Here is a 22,099-nt window from a genome sequence, read left to right as displayed (position 1 = left end):
GGGCGCTACGCCCCCCGCGGCGCGTCACTGCGATGCGGGAACCTTGAGGGCGAGCTCGCGCCGCAGCAGGATCTGCTGGAGCCCGAACTGGCCGAGCGTGGCGCCGAGCGAGACGAGCCAGATGGTGTGCATGCGGAAGCCGGGCCGAGCGCTCAGGGCGAGGACGGGGAGGACGAAAGCGACCGCGCGCGCCCCCGAGGCGGCGAGCGAGGGCCAGGTGTTGCCGAGGCCTTGAAAGACGCCGGCGCAGACGAACACGATGCCGCTCGCGAAGTATCCCCAGGAGGTCACCTGGAGGTAGTCGACGCCGGCCGCGACGACGTCCGGCGCGGGCGAGAAGAGCGCGACGAGCTGCGCGGGGAAGACCTGGCAGACCACGGTGAAGAGGACCATGAACCCGAGCACAAGCTTCACGCTCTCGAGCGCGGTCTCGCGGACGCGAGCGTAGGCGCGGGAGCCGTAGTTCTGGCCGATGACCGCCGCAGCGGAGAAGCTGATCGCCACGGCAGGCATGAAGCCGGCCTGCATCACCCGCAGCCCGATGCCGAACCCGGCCTGCGCCTCCGAGCCGAAGGGGCGCGTGACCACGTAGATCACGCCCATGGTGACCGCCAGCAACAAGAACTCCGCGCCCGAGGGCAAGCCGATGGCCACCAGCTTTCGCCATGTGGGGAGGTCCGGCTGCCAGTCGGCGAGGCGGAGGCGAAGGAAGGTCTTGCCGCGCAGGAGATAGACGGCGAGCCCGATGACGGCGGCCGCGGTCGCGATGAGCGTGGCGAGGGCCGCGCCGAGCACGCCGAGCGGGCGCCCCGATACCCAGCCGAAGACGAGGAAGGGCGCGAGGACCATGTTGAGCAGCACGCTCGCGGTCTGGGCCACGAGCCCCGGCTTCATGTCTCCGATGCCGCGCAGCGCCGAGCCGAGCCCCACCATCGTGAACTGCAGCGCGAGCGCCGGAATGAACGCGAGCAGAAAGCTGCTCGCGAGCTCGGCGGTCATGGCGTCTCCAGAGAGCCGCTCGGCGTACGTGCGGTGAAGCGCGAGGCCGAGCACGAGAAAGAGGGCGCCCGCCCACATGGCGAGGCTCTGCACCTGGTTGAACAGGCGCTGCACCTCGCCGTGCTCCTTTCTTCCGGCCGCTTGCGAGACGAGCGCCACGCAGCCGACCGAGAGCATCTGCGTCGCGGCCAGGGAGACGAACATCAGGTTGCTGGAGACCGCCACGGCAGCGACGGCCTCCTTTCCGAGGCGACCGACCCAGTAGATGTCGATCAGGCCGTAGAGGGTCTGGATCGCCATGCCGGCCAGGATGAACAGCATGACGCGCACGACGTGCGCGCGCGGCTTGCCCTGCGTCATGTCGTGCACGCCGCGCGGCGCGGACGGCGCCTCGACTTCGATGTTGGTGTCCATAAGTTTTTGCCGGGTAATATCTGACCGTCTCGGTATTACCCCGTTAGTTTTTCCTCGCAAGGGCCAGGTGCACGAGCGTGGATCGACGGCCCCGCTCTTGAAGTTTTCCGGAGAAAAGCACAGAGTGGCGGGATGATGAAGCCCTCGTGCCTTGTGGCGATCGCCGCCTTGCTCGCAGCGCCGCTCCTCACCTCCTCCGCGCGGGCGGACATCCCGCCGCCCGCCGCGTGCGACACGCCGGGGTCGAGCTGTAACAACGCGGGGCCCGAGGCCAACGAGCCTGGCACGTGCACGAAGCAGAAGTGCCAGCGAACGCTGCCGAGCGAGGACGGCGGCTTCACCACGGTGGAATACGACTGCAATCTGTGCATTTCCTCGGGCGGGAGCGCGACGTCGACCTCGGGCGGGAGCTCGACGTCGGCCACGGGCGGGAGCGCGACGTCGACCTCGGGCGGGAGCGCAACCTCGACCTCGGGCGGGGACTCGACGTCGGCCGGCAGCGCGGGCTCGGACAAGGCATCATCGGACGACGGCGGCTGCGCCATGAGCGGCGCCGCCTCGGGCGGCGCGATGGCCGGGCTGATGCTGCTCTGCGGCGCCGCGGCGCTCGTGGCCGCCCGCCGGCGCCGCTGAAGCGAGCCTCGGCCGTGGGTGCGCCCGGTCCTCCGCCCGCGAGCGTGGCCCGCCTGCTCGAGCGCGGCGTCGCGCCGCTCGACGGCGCGCGGCGGCGCGTCTTCGGCCTGCTCCGCCGGAGCGAGCTCGCGATCGCGATCGTGGCGCGCCCCGATCGCAGGATAGCCACCCTCGCCGCGGCCAACGCGCTCGGCGCCTTCGCCATGGCGGTCTTTGCGCCGAGCGCGCTGCTCGTGCTCGGGCCCGTCCTGCTCGGGGTCCTGCACGTCGCGGCCGACGTGCGCTACCTCGTGCTGCGGCGCGGGCTGCCGTCGTGGTGGCGGGGCGTCGTCTGGACCGCCTGCGCCGCGCTGGTGGGGGTGCGGGGCGCCCAGGTGCACTTCGGCTCGGCCGCGGCGCTGCTCCGCGCCGAGCACGCCTTGCTCGCCGCCTGGCTCGGCGCCGCGATCGTCGCCGGCGCGCTCGCGTCGCGCGCATGGCGGCGCGTCGCGCTCGCCGCCGCCGCGGCCGTGGCGCTGTCGGCGGCGGCGCTCGCCGCGCCGCGCGGCTTCCGGCTCGCCCTCGCGCACGCGCACAACCTGGTCGCGCTCGCGTTATGGCTCGCGCTCTTCCGCCGCCGGGTGCGCGCTGTCGCCTGGCCGCTCGGCCTCGTGCTGGCCGGGACAGCGCTCCTCGCGAGCGGGGCGATGACCTCCGTCACCCTGCGCGCCGGGTGGCTGGACGCCTTCGGGCTTCACCTCTTCCTGGCGAGCGACTGGCTCGCGCCCGGGCTGCCGACCCGCTCCGCGATGGCGCTCACCGCATGTTATGCGTTCCTGCAGTCCGTCCATTACGCGGTCTGGCTGCTGCTCATTCCTCAGGAAGATCACCCGGGCCGGCGGACAACCACCTTCCGCATGTCCGCGCGCTCGCTCCGGCGCGACTTCGGGGACGCAGGGCTCGCCGCCGTGGCGGTCCTCGCCGTCCTGGTGCTGCTCGGCGCCCTGCGCAGCGCGCTCGGCACGCGCAACCTGGTGCTCTCGCTCGCCTCCTTCCACGGGTACCTGGAGCTCGCGCTGCTCGCGTACTTCTATGTCCGCGGCGACGCCGGCCGGCGCGCCGCGGAGGCGCGCCAGGAGCGGTCCGGGCACGCGCGCGAGGTGGTGGACCGCGGCGGGTCCGAGATCGCCGCGCAGCCGGCCGCGCCATGAGCCGCGTCTTCACCGATCCGCTGGTGGCCGCCTGGGCGCGCGCGTTCGCGTTCACGCTGCTCATCGAGCTCGCCGTCGCCTCACCGCTGCTCGGCGCGGCGGAGCCGTCACGAGGCCGCCGCGCCGCGCTCGTGGCCGTCGCCAACATCGCGAGTCACCCGGCGGTGTGGTTCATCTTCCCCGCGCTCGCGATCGGCGCCACGGCGCGACTGGCCCTCTCGGAGCTCTGGGCGGTGCTGCTCGAGCTCGGCGTCTACCGGCTCGCGCTGCGCGATCTACCTGCCACGCACGCCATCGCCGCCTCGGCGCTCGCGAACGGCGCGTCGCTCGGGCTCGGGCTGCTCCTGCGCGCCACAACCGGCTGGGTGTGAGCGGGCCGCAGAGCGCCGCTCCGCCGGCTCCGAAGCGACCCCGCCGCGGACAGCACCCCTCGCGGGCGGGCTCGTCGGATGCGACATCGTTCGTTCGCCGACAGCGTGGGTGATCGTCTCACGCAGCGCGGACGGCTCCGCTGCGCTATGACTGCGAGATGTTCGGTCCAGGGCGCCCTCAGTACCCTCCGCAGCAGCCGCCTCAGTACCCTCCGCAACCGCCGCCTTACTACCCTCCGCAGCCGCCGCCTTACTACCCTCCACCGCCGCCGCAGCGTCCGAAGTCAGGCCTGTCGCCGCTCGCGATTGTGCTCATCGTCCTCGGCGGGTTGTTCGCGCTGGGCGTGGGCGCCATCCTCGTGATCGCCGGCGCCGTGTACGTGGTGGCGAGCGCCTCGCCGGAGCAAACCGTGGTCGAGACCACGCCTTCCGGCGCGTCGACCGCCGGCGGCGTCTCACCGGTGGTGCCCAGGTCGACGAGCACCCCGCTTCGCCCCGACCAGGAGGCCGACGAGGCGGCGGGCGAAGACCCGTCCACCGGCGACCATGCCGCGGGTGATGCCCCGCCGGCCGCCGCCGACGACGAGAGAGGCGAGGCGCCGGCGCCTCTGTCGACAGCGGTGCGGACGCCCGCCTCCCCGACGCAGGGCGCCTCGAATGGAAGCCCGAGCAATGGAAGCGCGACGGGCGGGACATCCTGGTGGTGCACGGCGAGCGCGTCCGTGCGCGTCTGCGGCTTCGCGGGCGCATGCAACTATCAGATGGTGTTCGGCAACGGCTCAGCGAAGGATCGCTTCCTTGCGTCGCAGCAAGCGAAGCATGCATGCGAGGCCAGCGCGCGCGCCAGGGGCGCCACCGCCATCTGCGTCGTGCAGTGCAGCCCTCGCTGACAGGCGACGAGTCGCTCGTTCGGCTGAGCTCTCGTCAGCCGCGCCACGAACTGCCGCTACCGTCGTAGCAGCTCTTCTATCACGGCGAGCCGCCCCCGACCCCGTAGTAGCCGCCCCCGGCCCCGGAGTTGCCGCTACCGGTCCCGGGATAGCCGCTGGTCACGCTCCCGATAGGGCCCGCCCCTCCGGTTCCGGGGTCCCCGCCTCCGACTCCGCCGGAACCATAGTAGTCGTCCGGATCTTCGTAGACGTTGATGTCGAGGTTCACCTTGCCGTTGAGCCACAGCTCGCTGCTCCCGATGCCGAACGCATACTCGGCCCAGGTCGTCGAACGCGGCGAGACGTACACGTAGACCGTTTGCCGCGACAGCAGCGTGGCCTCCACGTTCGGATCCGTCACCGTGCCGTCCTCGACCTTCTCGAAGTGCCAGCCCGGAAGGAGCCTGACGCCGTACCCTCCCTGCTCCAGATCGACGATGAGGGAGCTCTCGTTCGGATCCTGATCCTCGCTGCTGACCGTCACCACAGTTCCGTAGCCACCACCGACAGCCATGGCCGAGGTATTCTCATCTTCGTAGTAGTAATAACCGTTCGAGATCTCGAACGTGGCGTCGCGGAGCCGATATCGCGCTCCAGACGGCGCATCGGCCGCGAGCGGCAAGCTGATCGAGCCGACGTCCGGACCGCGATCGGCAGCCTGCGAGCCGCAACCGCTGAGCAAGGCCGCGAACACCACGCCAGCCGCCGCCACCGACCCAAACCCTCTGATCGTCTTGGTCATTCTATCCTCCAGGTAAGCTGCCCCTCCGGACCGACGGCGGACTGTGCCGTGACCTGCCACCGCTCCAGAGTGGGCCACCACCGAAGAGCAACCCGCGGGCCAACCTGGATTTGCCGCAAATCAGCGCGCGCACATTGGCACCCGCTCAGCAATTGGCCCATATTGAGCCAATTATTCGAGCCATAGTTGGCCTGTGCCAGTGCCTGATCTGTGCCACTGCGAGCGCACGCAGGCCGAGGCCGGGAGCGTCGTGGCGCCGACGACCGTCGGTCGGCTGAGCCGGACCGGCTCGTCATCGAGCCGACGGCTCGGCGGCAGCTACTCCTCGCCCGTGAGCACCGCTGCGATCGCGACGCGCTGCCCGCGCGGCTGCCCCGCCGCGTCGGCGTGGGCCATGTCGAGGGCGGCCAGCACCGTCGACAGCGTCGTCTGGTCGAGGACCGACGACGCCTCGACGGCGTGGAGGTCCTCTCCCACGAAGTTCTTCGGGCAGGCGTCGATGACCGGCAGCGCGCGCTCGCTGGCCGGCGCGAACCGGATGGGCAGGCCGTGCGTGCGGCAGATGAGCGGCCGCGCCGCGTAGATGGCGCACCTCCCCTCCCCGTCGAGCGCCGGGCACACGCCGGGATCGCCCGCCCGCGCGCGCTCGGCGAGCGCCGCGCGGTCGGCCACCGGGAGCGCCGCGAGCGCCTCGCGGATCGCGTCGGCCTCGATCGACGTCACCGAGAACCGCCGCCGGCAGCAATCGCTGCACCCCGTGCTGCAGGCCATCCGCCCGCCGTGGCGGGCGCTCGCGCTCGCGAAGAACGCGTCGACCTTGGTGAAGAGCTCGTGGAGGCGCTCGCGCGGCGTGCGGTGCATGCGCCGGCGTCTATAGCGGGGCGGATCCTCGTGCGCCACGGCCGCATCCGCGCCGCTCCGCTCGCCTCGGCGCGCTCTCCACGTTATCCGGCGGCCACGGCGCGGCCGCTGGCGACCTCCGCCGACGGCGCGTGCCGGGCCACGAGCTGGGCGACCTCGCCGCGGCAGGAGCCGCACCCCGTGCCGGCCTTGGTCGCGGTGCACGCCGCCTCCAGCGAGCAGGCGCCGCCCTCGATGGCCTCCCGGAGGGTCGCCTCGCTGACCTTGTGACAGTTGCAGACGATGCGCTCGGCCTGCGCCGCCGGCCCCGCGCCGCCGCCGGCGCAGAGCGCCTCCAGAGGATCGGCGGGCAGCGGATCGTTGCGATCGAAGAGCTGCACGAGCGTGGCGGCTGCCGCGGTGTTGCCGACGAACTGGGCGCCTAACAGTCGCCCGTCGCGGATGATCAGCTTCCGGTACGTGCTCTTCCGCGTCTCCACGACCTGGAGCACGTCGTCGCTCTCGAGCTCCGGCTCGGTGCTGCCCATGGAGGTGACGTCGACGCCCGCCACCTTCAGCCGGGTATACAGCTTCGTGCCTCGGTAGCGCGCCTGCGGGTTCGCGCCCGTCAGGACGTCGGCGAGGACGGCGGCCTGCTCCCAGATGGGCGTCACGATGCCATAGAGCCTGCCCCGGTGCTCCGCGCACTCGCCGATGGCATAGATGCCGGGCACCTGGGTGGCCATCGTGTCGTTGACGACGATGCCCTTGTTGATGGGCAGGTTGGAGGCCCGCGCGACGTCGACGCGGGGCCGGACGCCGCACGCGAGGACCACCATGTCGGCCGGCAGGACGCTGCCGTCGTCGAGGCGACACCCCTCGACGGACTCCTCCCCGCAGATGGCCTCGACGGTGCGCCCGGTGCGGACGAAGATGCCGCAGCGCTCGATGTGCTGCTCGAGCATGTCGCCGCCCATCGGATCGAGCTGCGCGTTCATGAGGCTCTTCGCGACGTGGATGACGGTCACGTGGAGGCCCATGTCGCTCAGCACCTTGGCCGCCTCCAGGCCGAGGAGCCCGCCGCCGACCACGATGGCGTTGTCTCCCGCCCGCGCGCAGCCGCGCATCCGGACGCAATCGTCCATCGTCCTGTACACGAAGACGCCCGGGCGCAGATCGCCCTCCGAGGTCGTCATGCCCTCGAGCGGCGGGACGAGCGGCTGGCTGCCGGTCGCGAGCACGGCGACGTCATAACGCTGGCGCGCGCCGTCGGCTGCCACGACCGCCCTCGACGCGGTGTCGATCCGCGCCACGGAGGTCCCGCCGACGAGCCGCACCCCGTTCCGCTCGTACCAGGCGGGGGGCTTCGTGACGATGGAGTCCGGCGCCTCCCCTGCGAGCACCTTGCTGAGCAGGACGCGGTTGTAGGCGCCGCCCCGCTCCTCGCCGAAGACGGTGATGTCGTAGCGGTCCCTCGCGCCGCGCGACATCAGCTCGTCCAGCAGGCGGCACGCCGCCATGCCGTTGCCAACGATGACAAGGTCCTTCCTTCGCATCAGTTCGACTCCGAGACCCGGCGCGCCCTGACGGCGCACACCTTGAACTCCGGCATCCGGCTGGTCGGGTCCAGCGCCGGCACGGTGAGGATGTTGGCGGCCTTCTTGCCGCCCCAGTGAAACGGAGCAAAGAGCGTGTCCGGCCGGATCGAAGGCGCGACCGCCACCCGGAAGGTGACCGCCCCTCGCCGGCTCTCGACGAGGAGCGAGTCGCCGTCGACGACGCCGAGGCGCGCCGCCAGCCTGGGGTGGACCTCGACCTTCGGCTCGGGCTTGGCCTCTTCCAGCGTGGAGACCCGGCGCGTCTGGGCGCCGGAGTTGTAGTGTTCCTTGTAGCGGCCCGTCGTGAAATAGAACGGATAGGCGTCGTCGGGGAGCTCGGCGGCGGGGCGGTGGTGGACCGCGTGGAACCGCGCCCGGCCGTTCGGGTGATGGAACCGCTCGGCGAAGAGGCGCGGAGTCCCCGGGTGCTCGACCGACGGGCACGGCCAGAAGACGCCTCGGTGCCGGCGTATCTTGTCGTAGGTGATGCCGCTGTAGTCCGCCTTGGCGCCCGCGGTCGCGCGGCGCAGCTCGTCGAACACCTGCTCGGCGGACGTGTACTGGAAGTGCCCGCCCGCGCCGAGGCGGCGCGCGAGCTCGCAGAAGATCTCGATATCGGTCTTCACCTCGGGGGGCGCCGGGCGGACCTTCTGCCGCAGGATCACCCGCCCTTCGAGGTTCGTCATCGTCCCCTCCTCCTCCGCGAACTGGGCGATCGGAAGGAGGACGTGGGCGTCTCGGGCCGTCTCGTTGGCGAAGGCGTCACAGACCACGAGCAGATCGAGCGACGCGAGCCGCCGCTCGACGTTGAGCGCGTTCGGCGACGCGACAGCCACGTTGGATCCGAACACGAGCAGCGCGCGGATGCCCCCCTCGGGGCCGAGCGCGTCGAGCAGCTCGTAGGCGCTCTTCCCCTTGCCTGGCAGCTCGGCAGGGTCGACGCCCCAGACGCGGGCGATCGCGGCCCGGTGCTCCGCGTCCTCGATATGCCGGTAGCCGGGGAGCTGATCCGCCTTCTGGCCGTGCTCGCGGCCCCCCTGGCCGTTGCCCTGTCCGGTGAGGCAGCCATAGCCGCTGTACGGCTTGCCGACCTTGCCGAGCGCGAGCATGAGGTTGATGAAGGAGAGCACGGTGTCCACCCCCTTCGACTGCTGCTCCGGCCCGCGGCCGGAGAGCAGCATGCTGCTCGGCGCCTCGGCGAGCAGCCGCACGGCCTTGAGCTGATCCTGCGTGGAGACCCCGGTCAGCCGCTCGACGTGCGCCGGGTGGTACGAGAGGACGGCGCGGCGGAGATCGTCGAACCCGTCCGTGCGCGCGGCGATATACGCCGTGTCGATGAGCTTCTCCTCGAGGGCGAGGTAGAGGAGGCCGTTGGCGAGCGCCAGGTCGGACCCGGGCGTGGGCTGGAGGTGGAGCGCCGCGGCGCGCGCCGTGTCGGTGCGCCGCGGGTCGACGACGATCAGCGCGCCGCCGTTGTCGCGCTGCGCGAAGATCCATTGCATGATCGGCGGCAGGGTCTCCGCGCAGTTCGCGCCCCAGAGGAGCAGCGCCTTGGTCTGGGCGATATCGGACACGGGGAACGGCAGGCCGCGGTCGACGCCAAACGCCTTGTTCTGCCCCGCGGCCGCCGAGGACATGCAATAGCGGCCGTTGTAATCGACGTTCGGCGACTGGAGGGCGAGGCGGACGAATTTGCCGAGGAGGTAGGTCTTCTCGTTCGTCAGGGCGCCGCTGCCGAACGCGGCCAGCGCCGCGGGGCCGTGGAGCTCTCGCAGCCGGAGGAGCCGCTCGGCGACGAAATCGAGCGCCGTGTCCCAGCGCGCCGGCAGGAGGCGGCCGGCGCGCCCGCGGATCTTCGGCACCGTCAGCCGCTCGGGGTGATCGAGCAGCGCCGCGGAGGTGAACCCCTTGATGCACATCTGCCCGCGGTTGACGGGGAAATCGTCGTCCGGTCGGACGTCGATCGCCCCCGCGTGGGCCGCGCGGTCCGTCATGACCACGCCGCACTGGAAGGCGCAGTAAGGACAGTGGGTCTGCGTGGTCGTCTCGGAGGTGACGATCTTGAGCCGAAGGGAGGAGCGCGGTGCCATGGAGTCGCGTCAGCCACCCTCAGCGAGCGCGTCGAGGAGGCTCGCAGTGATGTAGCAGCCGCTCTGTTTCGGACGTATTTCTGAGGAATGTGCGGGCAGTTAACCTGTCGATGCCCCATGCCGCCGGCGCAGCAGGAGGCTCTCCCCCAGCGCCCACACCTCGGCCCCGTCCCCGCGCACCTCGAACAGCGTGCCCCAGGTGCCGGACGCCTCGCCTCGCCAGGTGTGCCCGCCATCGATGGATCGCAGGAGCACGCCGCCCGCGCCGCACGCCCACAGCGTGCCGGCGTCATCGCCCCAGAGGCTCCTGAGGCTGCCGGAGACCTGGGCCAGCACCTCCCAGGTCGCGCCTGCGTCTCGAGAGCGCAGCACGTCGCTGACGCCCAGTCCACCCGCCACGAAGAGCTCATCGCCCGTGCCCCAGATGGCGGACAGATCGCGGGAGCTGCCGCTCTCCGCGGCTTCCCACGTGGCGCCGCCGTCGACCGTGCGCACGATGGCGCCGCCGGAGCCCACCGCCACGGCGCGCTGCTCCGGCCCTGCCCAGACGGCGCGGAAACGCGGCGCGCGCGGGACCTCCAGATCCACCCATCGTGAGCCGTCCGCGTCGAGGCGGCAGACCCGGCCATCGAGGACGGCGAACGCCCCTGTCCCGCCCTGCCCGTGGACCGAGGCCCCGCCGGGATTGCCTGCCACTGCCATCCAGCGGTGTCCGCCGTCCTCGGATCGGATCTGCGAGACCCCCTCGCCGACAGCCAGGATCGCCTCGCCGCTGCCCCACACGGAGATCAGCGCGCCGGCGTCCTCCACGGCGCTCCTCTCCCATGTCTGGCCGCCGTCGTGGGTTCGCGCGATGGCGCCGCCGTCGCCCACCAGAACGACCCTCCCCTGGCCTTGCACCCAGAGGCCCCGGAACTTCCCTCGAACAGGCACCTTTTCCCAGGGGCCGTCGAGCGGCGCGTCCCCTGCCTGGACTGGCACCTTGGTGAAGCTCTTCCCGCCATCGAGGGATCGGGCGGCGGGGCCGTCTCCCAGGCACCAGATCGCGCCCTGGTCATCGCCCCACGCCGCGCAGCGGTGCTGATCGGACCGGAGCGCGGCGCGCCTCCAGGTGCGGCCCTCGTCCTCGCTGACCGCCAGGATGCCGCCTTCGCCGGACGCGATCACGAGGCCCGCGGCGCCGAGCCACAGCGCCTTGATCGAGCGCCCGGTCCCGGTGGAATGCGACTCCCAGGAGGCGCCCCCGTCCCGGCTCGCGTGGGCATGGCCATCGCCGTCGCCCACGATCACGAGCTCGCCTCGCGCGCAGAGCGCCCTCGGATTCCGGCCCGGGACTTTGTGGCACGTCCATGTCGCTCCTTGCAGGGTGGCGAGCTGTCCTTCGAGCGCGAGCGCGAGGAAGCGGCCCTCGGCGTCGAGCGCGGCGGCCTCCAGGCAGAGGTCCCCGGGGCTCGGCCCGGCTCCCCAGGTGTGGCCGTGATCGCCGGAGCGGAGCACCGTCCCGCCGAGCCCCACCGCGATGGCCTCGCCGTCGTCCCGCAGGGCGACGCCGCGCAGGTCCGCCGTCGCGCCGCAGCCCACCTCCGACCAATGCTGCCCGTCATCACGCGATGACAGCAGGGTCCCGCGGTGTCCGGCGGCGATCAGCGCCGCGCCGGTGCCTGCGAGCGCGCTCAGGTCCTGGCGGGTGGCCGTCTGCCCCCTCTTCCAGCGCTGGCCGCCGTCCTCCGAGCGGAGCACGTGCCCCTGGGATCCCACGATGACAATCAGGTGCCCTCGTCCCCAGACGGCGCTGTGCCGGATGCTCATCCCGGCCACGATACCAGGCCGGACGAAGCGACGGTCGACGGGGACTGCCGCGAGCGCGCCAATCCACCCACACCACCGCCCGCGTCCTCACCGGAGAACTCACGCGCTCACCCGCGACCACGGATTGCCACCCTCGCGGCCAATCGCGCAGAATGCCGGCCAAGCTCGCTCGTTCGGCCGGGCTCAAGCGCTCATCACCAACTCACGTGGTCTCACTGGGGTGGTGTTTTCATGTCCATTCAGGATCTCTCGCGATCCATGCCAATCGCGCAAACATCATATCGGGTTGGATCACGGGCCGTCCTCACGTGATTGTTTCACCGAGAGAGGCACGCTGCCCGTGTCAAGGCGGTAGCACGTCCTTGGCCGCGGATTTGCTCTGACGTTGACGTCCAAGCGAGAGGCACTCGCGAGGGTGCGGGGACGGCAGCACGGCGCGGCGATCGCGAGCGATGGTCGCGCGGATCCGCGAGCGGATCGGCCGTCAAGTTACATCAGCAGCGGAGAGGCTGGCGGCGCTTGCGGCCTCTCCTTGGCAGCGCTCCGTCGCGCCGCGCCCGGACTCCTGAGGGGGATGGTGCGGCGCCCTCCGACATCGGGGGAGATGGGCGCATCGGACCGAGCCAGGAAAGGAAGATCCAATGAAGCGCTTCAAGTCACACCTCACCGCGGCTGCCCTCACTGCAGCGTGCGCGTTCGCGCCCGGCTGCCTGAGCATCGGCGCCGATGACGAGGGAGCGGGGCCGACCCCGACCGCCTCCGGGACGCTGACCGTCGCCGTCGCCAACGGCGAGGCGCGGTACATGCTGGAGCGGGAAGATGGGGTGTTCGTGCGCCTGAACCTGGACTCGATGACGGATACGGCGCCGGGCGCCGAGCCGTCGACCGACTGGCGCACGGCGAGCGGCTCCCCGGTGGACGTGTTCGGCACCGTGACCGACGACGGCATGATCGTGGTCGACACGATGCGGCCGGCCGAGGGCATCGGCGAGCTGACGAACGCGCTCGTCACGACCGGGACCAAGCGCGTCCTTGTGCTGCGCGTGCAGTTCGACGGCGGCCAGACGATGGGCACGGAGCAGGACGTACGCAACACCATGGCAGCAGCGGCGACCCACCTGGCGGGCTCGTCGTTCGGCAAGATGCAGCTCGAGTACGACCTCGCCGGCCCGTTCAACATCACCTTTGGCAAGTGCGACGACTACGACCGATGGCAGAACGAGGCCAGGACCGCGGCGAAGAACGCCGGCTTCGATCTGAAGGCGTACCAGCACTACATGATCATGGGGAAGATGGATTGCGGGTACGCCGGCATGGGCGCGCAGCCCGGCAACGCCACCTGGATGGCCGGCCTCTGGCCCGAGGTCGTCGTGCACGAGCTCGGCCACAACTTCGGCCTGTGGCACGCCTCCTCGCGGACGTGCCGCAGCGGCGGGGCGACGGTGACGATGAGCAACGACTGCACCTTCGACGAGTACGGCGATATTTTCGACCCGATGGGCGACGGCGGGAAGCAGCACTACAACGCCAATTACAAGGTGAACCTCGGGTGGATCCCGTCGGCGCAGGCCCAGACGGTCACCGCCGACGGGACGTATACGCTCGCCCCGATGACCGAGGCGAGCACCGGGATCCAGCTCCTCCGCGTCAAGGGCCCGAACGACATCATGTACCAGATCGAGTTCCGCCAGCCGGCGGCGACGAACGTCGTCGACTCGCGCAACCTCTCCACGAAGGGCCTGCTCATCCATGCCTTCTTCACGCAGTCGCGAGAAAGCGGCCGGGCGCACCTGCTCGACATGATCCCTGGCGGGAACTTCAGGGACGCGCCGCTCGTCGTCGGCGCTTCTCATCAGCTCTTCGGGACGAACGCGACGCTGAAGCTCCTCTCCGTGTCGGCCACGGGCGCGCAGGTCCAGATCTCCGGCCTGGGCGGCGGCACGGGCGACCCCGGCGGCGGCACCGGCGGCGGCACGGGCGACCCCGGCGGCGGCACCGGCGGCACTGCCGGCCAGAGCCTGGCGGCCCTCCATTCCGGCAAATGCATGAGCGTCAACGCGGCGAGCCTGGACAACGGCGCCACCGTCGTCCAGCGGCCGTGCACCGGGGCGAGCGACCAGCAGTGGCATGTCGAGATCATCAGCGGCACCACGGCGACCGTGAAGAACGTGAACAGCGGAAAGTGCGCCGACGTGCAGGGGTCCAGCCGGAACAACGGGGCGAACATCACGCAGGCGGACTGCAACAGCGGCAAGAACAGCCAGAAGTGGGATCTCATCGATCGCGGCAACGGCGTCGTCTCGCTGCGCTCGGTCAACAGCGGGAAGTGCGTGGACGTCTACGGGGCCAGCACCGCCGACGGCGCCAGGCTCGCCCAGTACACCTGTAACAACGGGACGAACCAGCAGTTCCGGCGGCAGTAGCGATCCTCGCTTCGATGAACCGCGTCGCTCTCGGGCTCGCCGCCGCCGCGGCGGGCCTCGCCCTCTCCGCCGCCCCGCCCGCGCGCGCCAACGGCCGATACCCCGCCGCCGGCCAGATCCTCGTCGATCCCGCCGATCCCGAGCACATCGTCGTCCGCGCGACCTACGGCGTCCTCACGACGCACGACGGCGGCGAGCGCTGGTCGTGGATCTGTGAAGCGGCCATCGGCTACAGCGGCTTCGAGGACCCCATGCTCGTCGTCACCGCCGACGGCTCGATCCTCGCCGGGCTCTTCGACGGGCTCAGCGCGACGCACGACGGCGGCTGCGACTGGCACATCGCCGAGGGCGCGCTCTCCCAGCACAACATCGTCGATCTGTCGATCGATCGCGCGGATCCCGCGAGCGTCCTCCTGCTCGGCTCCAGCGTCATGGCCAGCGACGCGATCTTGACGCAGGTCTGGGAATCGAAGGACGACGGGCGGACATGGACCCAGGCCGGGGTCGATTTCCCGAGCACGTTCCTCGGCGTGACCCTGGACAGCGCGCCCAGCGATCCGCGGCGCATCTACGTCAGCGGGCGCCGCAACGGCCCCACGTTCCAGGGGATCGTGCGGCGCTCGGACGATCGCGGCGCGACCTGGGAGGAGTTCGACGTCCCTGGCAGCGACGATCGCAACCTGCCGTACCTCGGCGCCGTGGACCCGAACGACCCTGACGTTGTGTACGTGCGCCGCGACGGCGACGGCGCGGACGCCCTGCTGGTCTCGCGGGATGGGGGCGCCACGTGGCGCGAGGTGTTCCAGGCCGCGAGCCTGCTCGGCCTCGCCCTCTCGCCCGACGGGACCGAGATCGCGGCCGGCAGCGATCTGGACGGCCTGTGGGTCGCGCCGACGGATACCCTCGAGTTCACCCAGGTTGGGCAGCTCGGCGTCCGCTGCCTGACGTGGACCGCGCGGGGCCTCTTCGCCTGCGCCGACGAGCCCGTGGACGGCTTCTCCGCCGGCATTTCCACGGACGGGGGCAGGACGTTCTCGCCGCTCATGACGTTCGACCGGCTCTGCGGCGCGCCGGCGGCCTGCGGGGTCGACGGCTCGACAGGCAAGACCTGCCCCCAGCTCTGGCCGGCGACCGCGCGCTTCATCGGCGCCGCGGCGTCGTGCGAGGCCGGCGCCGGCCCGGGCGGCGCCGCGGGCGCGGGCGGGAGCGCGGCGAGCGCCGGCGGGGGTGAGGCCGGCGCGGGCGCAGCCGAGCCGAGCGCCGGCGGCGGCTGCTCCTGCGAGGCGTCCGGCGGGGGGCGTGCCGGGGCGCTCCTGAGCTGCCTCGCCGCTGCCGGCGGCGCGCTCCTGCGCGCGCGGCGGCACGGACGCCGCCGCGCGCAGGCGCCGCGAGCGCGGTGACGCCCGGGCCGTTCCCGCGTCGGGTGCTGGGCGGGCAAGTCGCTCCGATTCAGAACCAGCGCGCGAGCGCGTCGTCGAGCGACTTCGATGACGCGTCTGTCCACGCGATGCAGCCATCCGGGCGGACGAGCATCGACGGGCCGTCCTTGGTGCGTGCGTGGTGCACGTCGTGCGGGAGTGAACGCTCCGAAGGGGAGATGAAGAGGCCGCCGCCTCTCTCCATCAGCGCGTAGAGCCGGTCTTCGCTGCCGCCTTCGAGCGTGAGGAGCTGGTCCTTCGCGAGGGTGCCGACGAGCGGGTCGTCGTCGCCGAGGTCGTAACGAATGCCGACGCCCGTGAGCATCTCGCCGAAGTAGCGATTGCCTTCAGGCAGCTTCATCAGGTCGCTCACGATGGTGCGGAGCGCGCTCGTGAGCGGGTCAGGGCGCATCAGCGCGACTTGAGCGCGGGTATTTTCGAGGACGCTCGCAGCCACGGGATGGCGCTCGGCGGTGTACGAGTCGAGGAGATGCTCGCGCCCCTTCACCGCCGCGGCGAGCTTGAAGCCAAGGTTCGCGGCGTCGACGAGGCCGAGGTTCAAGCCTTGGCCGCCGAAGGGCGAGTGGACGTGCGCGGCGTCACCGGCGAGAAAGACGCGGCCCATCCGGTAGGTCGTCGCCTGCCGCGCGTTGTCGGTCCAGCGCGTCGCCATCGTCATCGACAGGATCTTGACGTCGGTGCCGCTCACGCGCTGGATCGCCGCCTCGAACTCGGCTTGCGTGATCGGCGCATCCCGATGGGGCGGCGGCCCGTTGAACTCCGCCGTGAAGACGCGCCCCGGCATCGGTCCGGACGCGACGAGGCCGCGCGGCGTTCGGTGCCAACCGGTCCCGAGCTTCTCGGGCGTATCGAGCTCGACGACAGCCTGATAGCCGGTGATGGTCGGATCCGTTCCGGGGAACTCGAAGCCGGCGAGCTTGCGGACGCGGCTCCGGCCGCCGTCGCAGCCGACGAGGTACTTCGCGCTCAGGGGGCCCGCGCTCGTCTGCACGGTCACGCCGTCGTCGCCCCGCTCGAAGCCTTCCACCGTGACGCCGCGACGGATTTCGATCCCGAGCTCCGCCGCGCGCGCGCTCAGGATCTTCTCGAGCGCCTCCTGCGGCACGAGGCGCATGTGGCGCTCCGGGTCGCGCTGGAGGCTCCCATCGATCAAGAACAGGCCAGAGAAATGGCCTCCCGGCCTCCTCACCGGTCCAGGGCCGAAGCGCGCCTTCAGCGCCGGCATCATCAGCGCCATGACGGCACGGCGCTCGTCCTCGAGCGCGCGCGCGAGCCCGCGTCGTTCCAGCGCCTCGGCTGCCACCGCGCCGACCCCGGCGGCCTTGATCATGCGGTCGGGCTCCACGAGCCGCTCCAGCACGAGCGGCTTCACGCCCGCGGTCGCGAGCTCGATCGAGAGGAAAAGCCCTACCGGGCCAGCGCCTACGATGACCACATCGTGAATCATGACGTGAATGTTGGACTCGGTAAAACTTTGTGCAAGCAGAATTTTTGTCTTAGTCTAAGATTTCATCCATGGGCGAGCTCCGCGAAAGCAAGAAGCGCGAGACCAGGCAGCGGATCTCCGACGTCGCGACGGCGATGTTCTTCGCGCGCGGCTTCGACGCGGTGACGGTCGAGGAGATCGCCGCCGTCGCAAATGTCTCCAAGATGACGGTGTTCAACTACTTCGCGCGCAAGGAGGACCTCTTCCTGGATCGCGAGGACGAGGTGAAGCTGCTCTTGCGCGAGGCAATCAGCGGGAGGGCGCAGGGGCAATCGCCGATCGACGCGCTCCGCCGGCTCGTCGACAGGCTGTGCGAGCAGAGGCATCCGTTCGCTCGCATCGACGGCCGAACGGTCGGCTGGTGGCGCGTCGTTGCGGCGAGCCCGTCGCTCAAGGCGCGCCTCCGCGAGATGGGGGACGAGGTGGTCGAGGGGCTCGCGGTCGATCTCGCTGGTCCGAAGCCCGATGGCCTCGCGCGGCTCGTCGCCGGCATGGTCGTGCTGACGTGGCGCACGGCTTACGCCGAAGCGATCCGCGTGTTCGAGCGCGGAGGCTCGGCGAAGAAGGCGAACGCTGCGTTCATCGCGTTGATCGATCACGGCTTCGCGGCCGTTCACGGGATGGCGGCGAGCTCGAGCTGGCAGACGACCGGATGACCCATCCGCCGCCGGCCGAGAAGGAGACGCCGTTCAATCACTCTCCATCGAGCAGGGATCAGCAGCCGGAGACCCCGGCACCCCGCTCGATCTCGCCGAACGGGTCCATGAGGGCGCGCACGATCAGGCGCGCGGGCGCGCTCTCGATGCTCCCTGCCGCGCGCCAGGTCGCGTACCGGAGCTCGCCCAGGAGGACGCCCGCGAGCGGCGTATAGACGAGATCGAGCGCCGAGGGCCGGACGCCGTTGGCCTCGTAGCCGTACTCCCAGAGGTGGGTGCCGGCGACGGCGAACGCGACCGCGGCCGGGGCGCCGAAGCGGCATATCCGCGCCCTGAGGTACATCTCGCTCCCGAGCAGGCCGTGGCCGACCACGTTGATCGTCCACGGGTCGTGATCCCACCGGAAGGCGGGCTGAGCGGCGTCGAAGAGCGGCGGCTTCGTGAGCGCCTCGCCATAGTGGTATCCCCATCGCTCCACGCGAAAGTCGGCGAAGGGGTCGGGCCACAGCGCCGCCTCCACGCTGCGGGTCACCGTGAGCACGGCCAGGGTGTGCACGATCGGCGGCGCCCAGAGGGGCTCCACGGCCTCGGCCGCGGCGGCGCGCGGCCACGCCTGGGGCTCCCCCGCGGCAGGCGCGCGCTCCTGCAACGGGGCCGGGAGGCTCGGCGGTAAGGCCGACTCGGCCGGAGGAACCGCCGTGGTCCGGCCAGCGCACGCGGAGACCAGGACGGCGAGGGAAGCGGCGGCGCACAGGCGGATCGGGGCCATTGGGGAGCGGCCGCGGCGCGCGGTGGGTGCGGCGACCAGACCCAAGTCTAGAGCGACAGACGGGTTGAAGCCGCATGCAACAGCAAGAAGTTGAACCGCCAAGTCGCCAAGGACGCCAAGAAGGCATGAAAATGAACCGCCAAGTCGCCAAGAAGGCATGAAAATGAACCGCCAAGTCGCCAAGGACGCCAAGATTTTAATCTCTTCTTGGCGTCCTTGGCGTCCTTGGCGACTTGGCGGTTTATTTCTCCGATTTCCAAGCTGGGCGCCGCGCCGCCGGCGCTTCATCTCGGCTCGCCCGCCCCGATCGCCCCCACCACGACGGCCGCCAGCGTCCGCGCCGCGTCCCGGAGCGCGCTCTCCGAGTGCGCGCCGAACCCCAGGATGAGCCCGGGCGCGCGCGGCGCGCGGGCCGAAGCGCGCGCCGCCGTGCTGCGCGAGAGCGGCTGCGCGTCGACGCCACGCGCCGCGAGCGCCTGGACGATGGCGACGTCGTCCGCGCCCGCGGGCAGGTCGAGCGTCAGCACCGAGCCCCCCGCCGGCACCCGCGCCCGGACGGCGCTCGGCAAGAGCAGCCCGAGCTCCGCGAGCAGGAGGTCGCGCCGGCGCCGCGTCGCCTGCTTCAGCTTCCGGAGGTGGCGCGCGAAGTGGCCCTCGTCGATGAAGTCGGCGAGCGCGGCCTGCAGCAGGTAAGGCGGCGAGCGCGTCGACGCCGCGCGCACCGCGGCCACGGCGCGCACCAGCGCGGGCGGCACGATCATGAAGCCGAGCCGCAGACCCGGGAACAGCGAGCGGCTGAAGGTCCCCACGTGGAACACGCGATCCTTCACGCCCTCGAGGTCGAGGCTGAGGAGCGAGGGCAGCGGCGTGCCGTCGAACCGCAGCTCGCCCTCGTAGTCGATCTCGACGACGACGGCGCCCGCCCTGGCGGCCCAGGACAGGAGCTCGATGCGCCGCGGCAGCGTGAGCCGCGCGCCGGAGGGGAACGCGTAGGCCGGCGACACGAAGGCGGCCCGCGCGCGCGGCGCGCCCCGACGCCGATGCGCGCCGACGTGCACCCGGAGCCCGTCGTCGTCGACAGGGATCGGGATCGGCCGCGCGCCCGCCATGCGCACCGCCGCGCGGAGGGCGAGCGGCCCCGGGTCCTCGACCCAGGCGGCGTCGCCCGGGTCGAGCAGCGCGCGGCAGCACAGGTCCACCGCGGCCTGGGATCCCTCCGTGATGAACACCTGGTCGACCGTCGCGCGCACGCCGCGGGCCACCGCGATGTGGTGGAGCACGGCGCGCCGGAGCAGCGGCGCGCCCCGCGGATCGTGGTCGAGCGCGTCGGCCGCCGACATCGAGCGGACGCGGCGCGCGAGGCACCGCTCGAAGATGCGCCACGGGAGCAGATCGAGGTCCGGCAGGCCAACCCCGAACGGGCGCGAACGGGCGCGGCTCTCGAGGAGCGCGTCGAGCTTGTCGGGGGGCACCACCGCCGCGAGGCGCCGCGCGCTCTTCGACAGGCGCGGCGCGGAGGCCGCGGGCTGGGCGCGGGCGGCGCCCTGCCACCCCGCGCGCGCCGGCACGTGGGCGACGACAGGCGCCCGCCGGGGGCGGACCACGATGGTGCCGTCCGCGGCCAGCGCCTCGTACGCCGCCGCCGCCGTGTTGCGCGACACGCCGAGCTCCCGCGCGAGCTCGCGGGACGACGGGAGCAGGTGATCCGGCTGGAGGACACCGTCGAGCACGGCGCGGCGCAGCTGCTCCACGAGCTGGGCGGCCAGCGTCGCCGGCGCGCCGCGCTGCAGGTGGAGGAAGGCGTGGGCGGCCTGAGAGGTGGAGCGCGCTGGCACCATCGAAACCGGCTGTTCTGGACCTTTCCAGGGTGCCAGATCCGGGGCACGGTGTCGACGAGGAGCCAGCCATGCCCACCGCCCATGACGACCCCACGACGCCGTCAACCGCTCCCTCGCGGCGACCGCTCGAAGGCGACAAGACGGGCGAGCTCTCGTCGCGCATCGCCCGCCGCGCGGCCGAGGAGCACCCCGGCCAGCCGCTCGATCGGCTCCTCGCCGAGGAGCTCCCGGGCAACGAGCTGACCACGCTCCTGCTCCATTGCCTGCGCCGGCGCGCGCTGCGGCGGAGCTTCGCCGACGTCCTCGACCACGCGGAGCGCGCGCCCATGACGCACGCCTCGACGGCGGACGCCCGGCGGCTGCACGCCCTCGACGCGGCGGCGTACGCGGCGGCGGCGGGCTTCGAGGCGGTGGATCTCGCCCCGATCGGGCCCCTTGGCGCCACCGCGTGCGCGGGCGTCGAGCCGAACAACGTGCTCGCGACGGTCCGCTTCGCCGAGGTCGCCGCGGATCCCACGACGGGCCTCGCGCTGCACGCCGCGCGGCGCCGGCGCGGGACGCGGGGCGGCGAGCCGCTGCGGTTCTGCGCGAGCCAGCGCGTCCTGCGCATGCAGCCCACGACCCAGCCGGGCTTCACGCCGCACTTCCGCCTGTTCGCCCTCGCGACGGCGGCCCGCTCGCCGGCGCGGGGCGAGGACGACGCGTGCGAGCGGCGCGCCCTGCTGGAGCACCTCCTCGTCTGGGCCGACCTGGTCCGCGCGCTGCCGCACGCGGGCTTTCGCGCCGCGGGGCTGCGCGTCGTGCTCTCCGACACGTCGCTGGTCCGCGCGAGCCTCGGCGCGCGCGGCGTCGACGCGGACGCGATGACGCGGCGGGCGAAGGCGCACGAGCCCGGGTCGTCCGAGGCGGCCCTGCGCGAGGCCGCCGTCGATCTGCCGCGGCGCGCGGCGGATGTCGTGGAGGCCGCGCGGTCCCTCGGCCTCGGCCCCGAGCTCATCGCGCGCGCCGAGCGCTGGGTCGCCGAGGTGAGCGAGCCGCTCACCCGCGCGCGGCCGGAGGTCGAGGTCGCCTACGATCTCGCGCGGCTGCAGGGGCTCGGCTACTACGCCGGGCCGTTCATCCAGCTCATCATCCGGCGGGACGACGGCCTCGAGCTCCCGATCGGGGACGGCGGCGCCTTATCGTGGCTCGGCGCGCTGCTCTCGAACCGGCGCGAGCGGATGGTCGCGACCGGCGTCGGGAGCGAGATCCTCGTGAAGCTCTTCGATCGATCGGAGGCTCGGGCCGGCGAGGCTCGACCGGAAGGAGCGACCCCATGATCCTCGAGATGCCCGCGTTCACCCTGCGTCCCTGGGCTGCGGTCGACGTCGACGCGCTCGTGAAGAACGCGAACGACCGCCGCGTCTGGGCGAACCTCCGCGATCGCTTCCCGCACCCGTACACGCGCGAGGACGCCGAGGGCTGGATCGCGCACTGCGCGGCGAACGCGCGGCCCGGCGAGGGCCTGGCGATCGTCGTCGCCGGCGAGGCGGCCGGCGGCATCGGCCTCGAGCGCCTCGACGACGTGCACCGGCACAGCGCGGAGCTCGGCTACTGGCTCGGCGCGTCCTACTGGGGCCGCGGGCTGGCGACCGAGGCGGTGATCGCGCTGACGCGGTACGGCTTCGAGCAGCTGGGCCTCGAGCGCGTCCAGGCGGGGGTCTTCGACTGGAACGGGGCGTCCGCCCGCGTGCTCGAGAAGGCGGGCTACGCGTTCGAGGCGCGGATGCGCCGCCACGTCGTGAAGGACGGGCGGGTGGGTGACGTGCTGCTCTACGCGCGCGTCCGGGAGGGCGCGCTGGCCGGCGGGCAGCCGTGAAGCGGGGCGTCCCGG

18 protein-coding genes are annotated in these 22,099 nt (G+C 72.1%); 9 read left to right on the top strand and 9 right to left on the bottom strand.

The features are described from left to right. Positions 1–24: 24 nt before the first annotated feature. Positions 25–1,413 carry an MATE family efflux transporter gene (locus POL72_RS33435; protein WP_272100822.1) on the bottom strand — a complete coding sequence of 463 codons (1,389 nt, stop codon included), beginning with the start codon at positions 1,411–1,413 and terminating at the stop codon, positions 25–27. 132 nt (positions 1,414–1,545) lie between these two features. Between POL72_RS33435 and POL72_RS33430 the strand changes: the two genes are divergently transcribed. From POL72_RS33430 to POL72_RS33415, 4 genes are all read left to right on the top strand, one after another. Further along, entirely contained in the window at positions 1,546–2,046 is a 501-nt protein-coding gene (locus POL72_RS33430; protein WP_272100820.1) for a hypothetical protein, read from the top strand. Between the two features lie 14 nt (positions 2,047–2,060). After that, a complete protein-coding gene (locus POL72_RS33425) occupies positions 2,061–3,236 on the top strand; it encodes a hypothetical protein (protein WP_272100818.1) in 1,176 nt (391 codons plus the stop codon). Then, on the top strand, positions 3,233–3,607 hold the full coding sequence (locus POL72_RS33420; RefSeq protein ID WP_272100816.1) for a hypothetical protein: 375 nt from the start codon (positions 3,233–3,235) through the stop codon (positions 3,605–3,607). The genes POL72_RS33425 and POL72_RS33420 overlap by 4 nt, the downstream gene beginning before the upstream one ends. Positions 3,608–3,765: 158 nt before the next feature. After that, the gene (locus POL72_RS33415; protein ID WP_272100814.1) at positions 3,766–4,497 is read left to right on the top strand and encodes a hypothetical protein; all 732 of its coding nucleotides are present in this window, start codon (positions 3,766–3,768) and stop codon (positions 4,495–4,497) included. Positions 4,498–4,576: 79 nt separating this feature from the next. Here POL72_RS33415 and POL72_RS33410 read toward each other — a convergent pair whose 3' ends face one another. The 5 genes from POL72_RS33410 to POL72_RS33390 form a co-directional block, all read right to left on the bottom strand. Further along, positions 4,577–5,278 carry a hypothetical protein gene (locus POL72_RS33410; RefSeq protein WP_272100812.1) on the bottom strand — a complete coding sequence of 234 codons (702 nt, stop codon included), beginning with the start codon at positions 5,276–5,278 and terminating at the stop codon, positions 4,577–4,579. A 318-nt stretch (positions 5,279–5,596) separates the two neighbouring features. Further along, positions 5,597–6,139, bottom strand: a complete 543-nt coding sequence (locus POL72_RS33405) for a YkgJ family cysteine cluster protein (RefSeq protein WP_272100810.1) — start codon at positions 6,137–6,139, stop codon at positions 5,597–5,599. An 83-nt stretch (positions 6,140–6,222) separates the two neighbouring features. Continuing rightward, positions 6,223–7,674 carry an FAD-dependent oxidoreductase gene (locus tag POL72_RS33400; RefSeq protein ID WP_272100808.1) on the bottom strand — a complete coding sequence of 484 codons (1,452 nt, stop codon included), beginning with the start codon at positions 7,672–7,674 and terminating at the stop codon, positions 6,223–6,225. Beyond that, the gene (locus tag POL72_RS33395) at positions 7,674–9,806 is read right to left on the bottom strand and encodes a molybdopterin oxidoreductase family protein (RefSeq protein ID WP_272100806.1); all 2,133 of its coding nucleotides are present in this window, start codon (positions 9,804–9,806) and stop codon (positions 7,674–7,676) included. Before POL72_RS33395 ends, POL72_RS33400 begins: the two co-directional genes overlap by 1 nt. Before the next feature lie 99 nt (positions 9,807–9,905). Further along, complete coding sequence (locus tag POL72_RS33390; protein ID WP_272100804.1) at positions 9,906–11,615, bottom strand: WD40/YVTN/BNR-like repeat-containing protein; 1,710 nt, start codon at positions 11,613–11,615, stop codon at positions 9,906–9,908. A 641-nt stretch (positions 11,616–12,256) separates the two neighbouring features. Here POL72_RS33390 and POL72_RS33385 point away from each other — a divergent pair. Together POL72_RS33385 and POL72_RS33380 are read left to right on the top strand one after the other, a co-directional pair. Beyond that, positions 12,257–14,038, top strand: a complete 1,782-nt coding sequence (locus POL72_RS33385) for an RICIN domain-containing protein (RefSeq protein WP_272100802.1) — start codon at positions 12,257–12,259, stop codon at positions 14,036–14,038. Positions 14,039–14,052: 14 nt separating this feature from the next. After that, positions 14,053–15,438, top strand: a complete 1,386-nt coding sequence (locus tag POL72_RS33380; RefSeq protein ID WP_272100800.1) for a WD40/YVTN/BNR-like repeat-containing protein — start codon at positions 14,053–14,055, stop codon at positions 15,436–15,438. A 49-nt stretch (positions 15,439–15,487) separates the two neighbouring features. Here the strand turns inward: POL72_RS33380 and POL72_RS33375 are convergent, their stop codons facing one another. Further along, positions 15,488–16,924, bottom strand: coding sequence for an FAD-dependent monooxygenase (locus POL72_RS33375; RefSeq protein ID WP_272100799.1), 1,437 nt, complete (start codon positions 16,922–16,924; stop codon positions 15,488–15,490). Between the two features lie 68 nt (positions 16,925–16,992). Between POL72_RS33375 and POL72_RS33370 the strand changes: the two genes are divergently transcribed. Continuing rightward, positions 16,993–17,619 carry a TetR/AcrR family transcriptional regulator gene (locus tag POL72_RS33370; RefSeq protein ID WP_272100797.1) on the top strand — a complete coding sequence of 209 codons (627 nt, stop codon included), beginning with the start codon at positions 16,993–16,995 and terminating at the stop codon, positions 17,617–17,619. A 58-nt stretch (positions 17,620–17,677) separates the two neighbouring features. Here the strand turns inward: POL72_RS33370 and POL72_RS33365 are convergent, their stop codons facing one another. After that, the gene (locus tag POL72_RS33365; protein WP_272100795.1) at positions 17,678–18,388 is read right to left on the bottom strand and encodes a DUF3943 domain-containing protein; all 711 of its coding nucleotides are present in this window, start codon (positions 18,386–18,388) and stop codon (positions 17,678–17,680) included. Positions 18,389–18,672: 284 nt separating this feature from the next. Further along, positions 18,673–20,226, bottom strand: a complete 1,554-nt coding sequence (pdxR, locus tag POL72_RS33360) for a MocR-like pyridoxine biosynthesis transcription factor PdxR (protein ID WP_272100793.1) — start codon at positions 20,224–20,226, stop codon at positions 18,673–18,675. A gap of 68 nt (positions 20,227–20,294) precedes the next feature. On the opposite strand from pdxR, the gene POL72_RS33355 reads away from it, so the two are divergent. Beyond that, the gene (locus POL72_RS33355) at positions 20,295–21,545 is read left to right on the top strand and encodes a class-II aminoacyl-tRNA synthetase family protein (protein WP_272100792.1); all 1,251 of its coding nucleotides are present in this window, start codon (positions 20,295–20,297) and stop codon (positions 21,543–21,545) included. Then, complete coding sequence (locus POL72_RS33350; protein WP_272100790.1) at positions 21,542–22,084, top strand: GNAT family N-acetyltransferase; 543 nt, start codon at positions 21,542–21,544, stop codon at positions 22,082–22,084. Before POL72_RS33355 ends, POL72_RS33350 begins: the two co-directional genes overlap by 4 nt. The last annotated feature ends 15 nt before the right edge of the window (positions 22,085–22,099 follow it).

It is taken from the genome of Sorangium aterium (assembly GCF_028368935.1).
GTDB classification, from domain to species: Bacteria; Myxococcota_A; Polyangia; order Polyangiales; family Polyangiaceae; genus Sorangium; species Sorangium atrum.
The sequence above is the reverse complement of the archived record's forward strand: the minus strand, read 5'-3'. Positions and strand labels throughout refer to the sequence as shown.

Bases quoted from the DNA above. Each gene is read 5' to 3' on its own strand.
- POL72_RS33400 (WP_272100808.1), bottom strand. From the start codon at position 7,674: ATGCGAAGGAAGGACCTTGTCATCGTTGGCAACGGCATGGCGGCGTGC.
- POL72_RS33435 (WP_272100822.1), bottom strand. From the start codon at position 1,413: ATGGACACCAACATCGAAGTCGAGGCGCCGTCCGCGCCGCGCGGCGTG.
- POL72_RS33380 (WP_272100800.1), top strand. From the start codon at position 14,053: ATGAACCGCGTCGCTCTCGGGCTCGCCGCCGCCGCGGCGGGCCTCGCC.
- POL72_RS33410 (WP_272100812.1), bottom strand. From the start codon at position 5,278: ATGACCAAGACGATCAGAGGGTTTGGGTCGGTGGCGGCGGCTGGCGTG.
- POL72_RS33365 (WP_272100795.1), bottom strand. From the start codon at position 18,388: ATGGCCCCGATCCGCCTGTGCGCCGCCGCTTCCCTCGCCGTCCTGGTC.
- POL72_RS33405 (WP_272100810.1), bottom strand. From the start codon at position 6,139: ATGCACCGCACGCCGCGCGAGCGCCTCCACGAGCTCTTCACCAAGGTC.
- POL72_RS33415 (WP_272100814.1), top strand. From the start codon at position 3,766: ATGTTCGGTCCAGGGCGCCCTCAGTACCCTCCGCAGCAGCCGCCTCAG.
- pdxR (WP_272100793.1), bottom strand. From the start codon at position 20,226: ATGGTGCCAGCGCGCTCCACCTCTCAGGCCGCCCACGCCTTCCTCCAC.
- POL72_RS33355 (WP_272100792.1), top strand. From the start codon at position 20,295: ATGCCCACCGCCCATGACGACCCCACGACGCCGTCAACCGCTCCCTCG.
- POL72_RS33370 (WP_272100797.1), top strand. From the start codon at position 16,993: ATGGGCGAGCTCCGCGAAAGCAAGAAGCGCGAGACCAGGCAGCGGATC.
- POL72_RS33390 (WP_272100804.1), bottom strand. From the start codon at position 11,615: ATGAGCATCCGGCACAGCGCCGTCTGGGGACGAGGGCACCTGATTGTC.
- POL72_RS33430 (WP_272100820.1), top strand. From the start codon at position 1,546: ATGATGAAGCCCTCGTGCCTTGTGGCGATCGCCGCCTTGCTCGCAGCG.
- POL72_RS33385 (WP_272100802.1), top strand. From the start codon at position 12,257: ATGAAGCGCTTCAAGTCACACCTCACCGCGGCTGCCCTCACTGCAGCG.
- POL72_RS33350 (WP_272100790.1), top strand. From the start codon at position 21,542: ATGATCCTCGAGATGCCCGCGTTCACCCTGCGTCCCTGGGCTGCGGTC.
- POL72_RS33395 (WP_272100806.1), bottom strand. From the start codon at position 9,806: ATGGCACCGCGCTCCTCCCTTCGGCTCAAGATCGTCACCTCCGAGACG.
- POL72_RS33375 (WP_272100799.1), bottom strand. From the start codon at position 16,924: ATGATTCACGATGTGGTCATCGTAGGCGCTGGCCCGGTAGGGCTTTTC.
- POL72_RS33420 (WP_272100816.1), top strand. From the start codon at position 3,233: ATGAGCCGCGTCTTCACCGATCCGCTGGTGGCCGCCTGGGCGCGCGCG.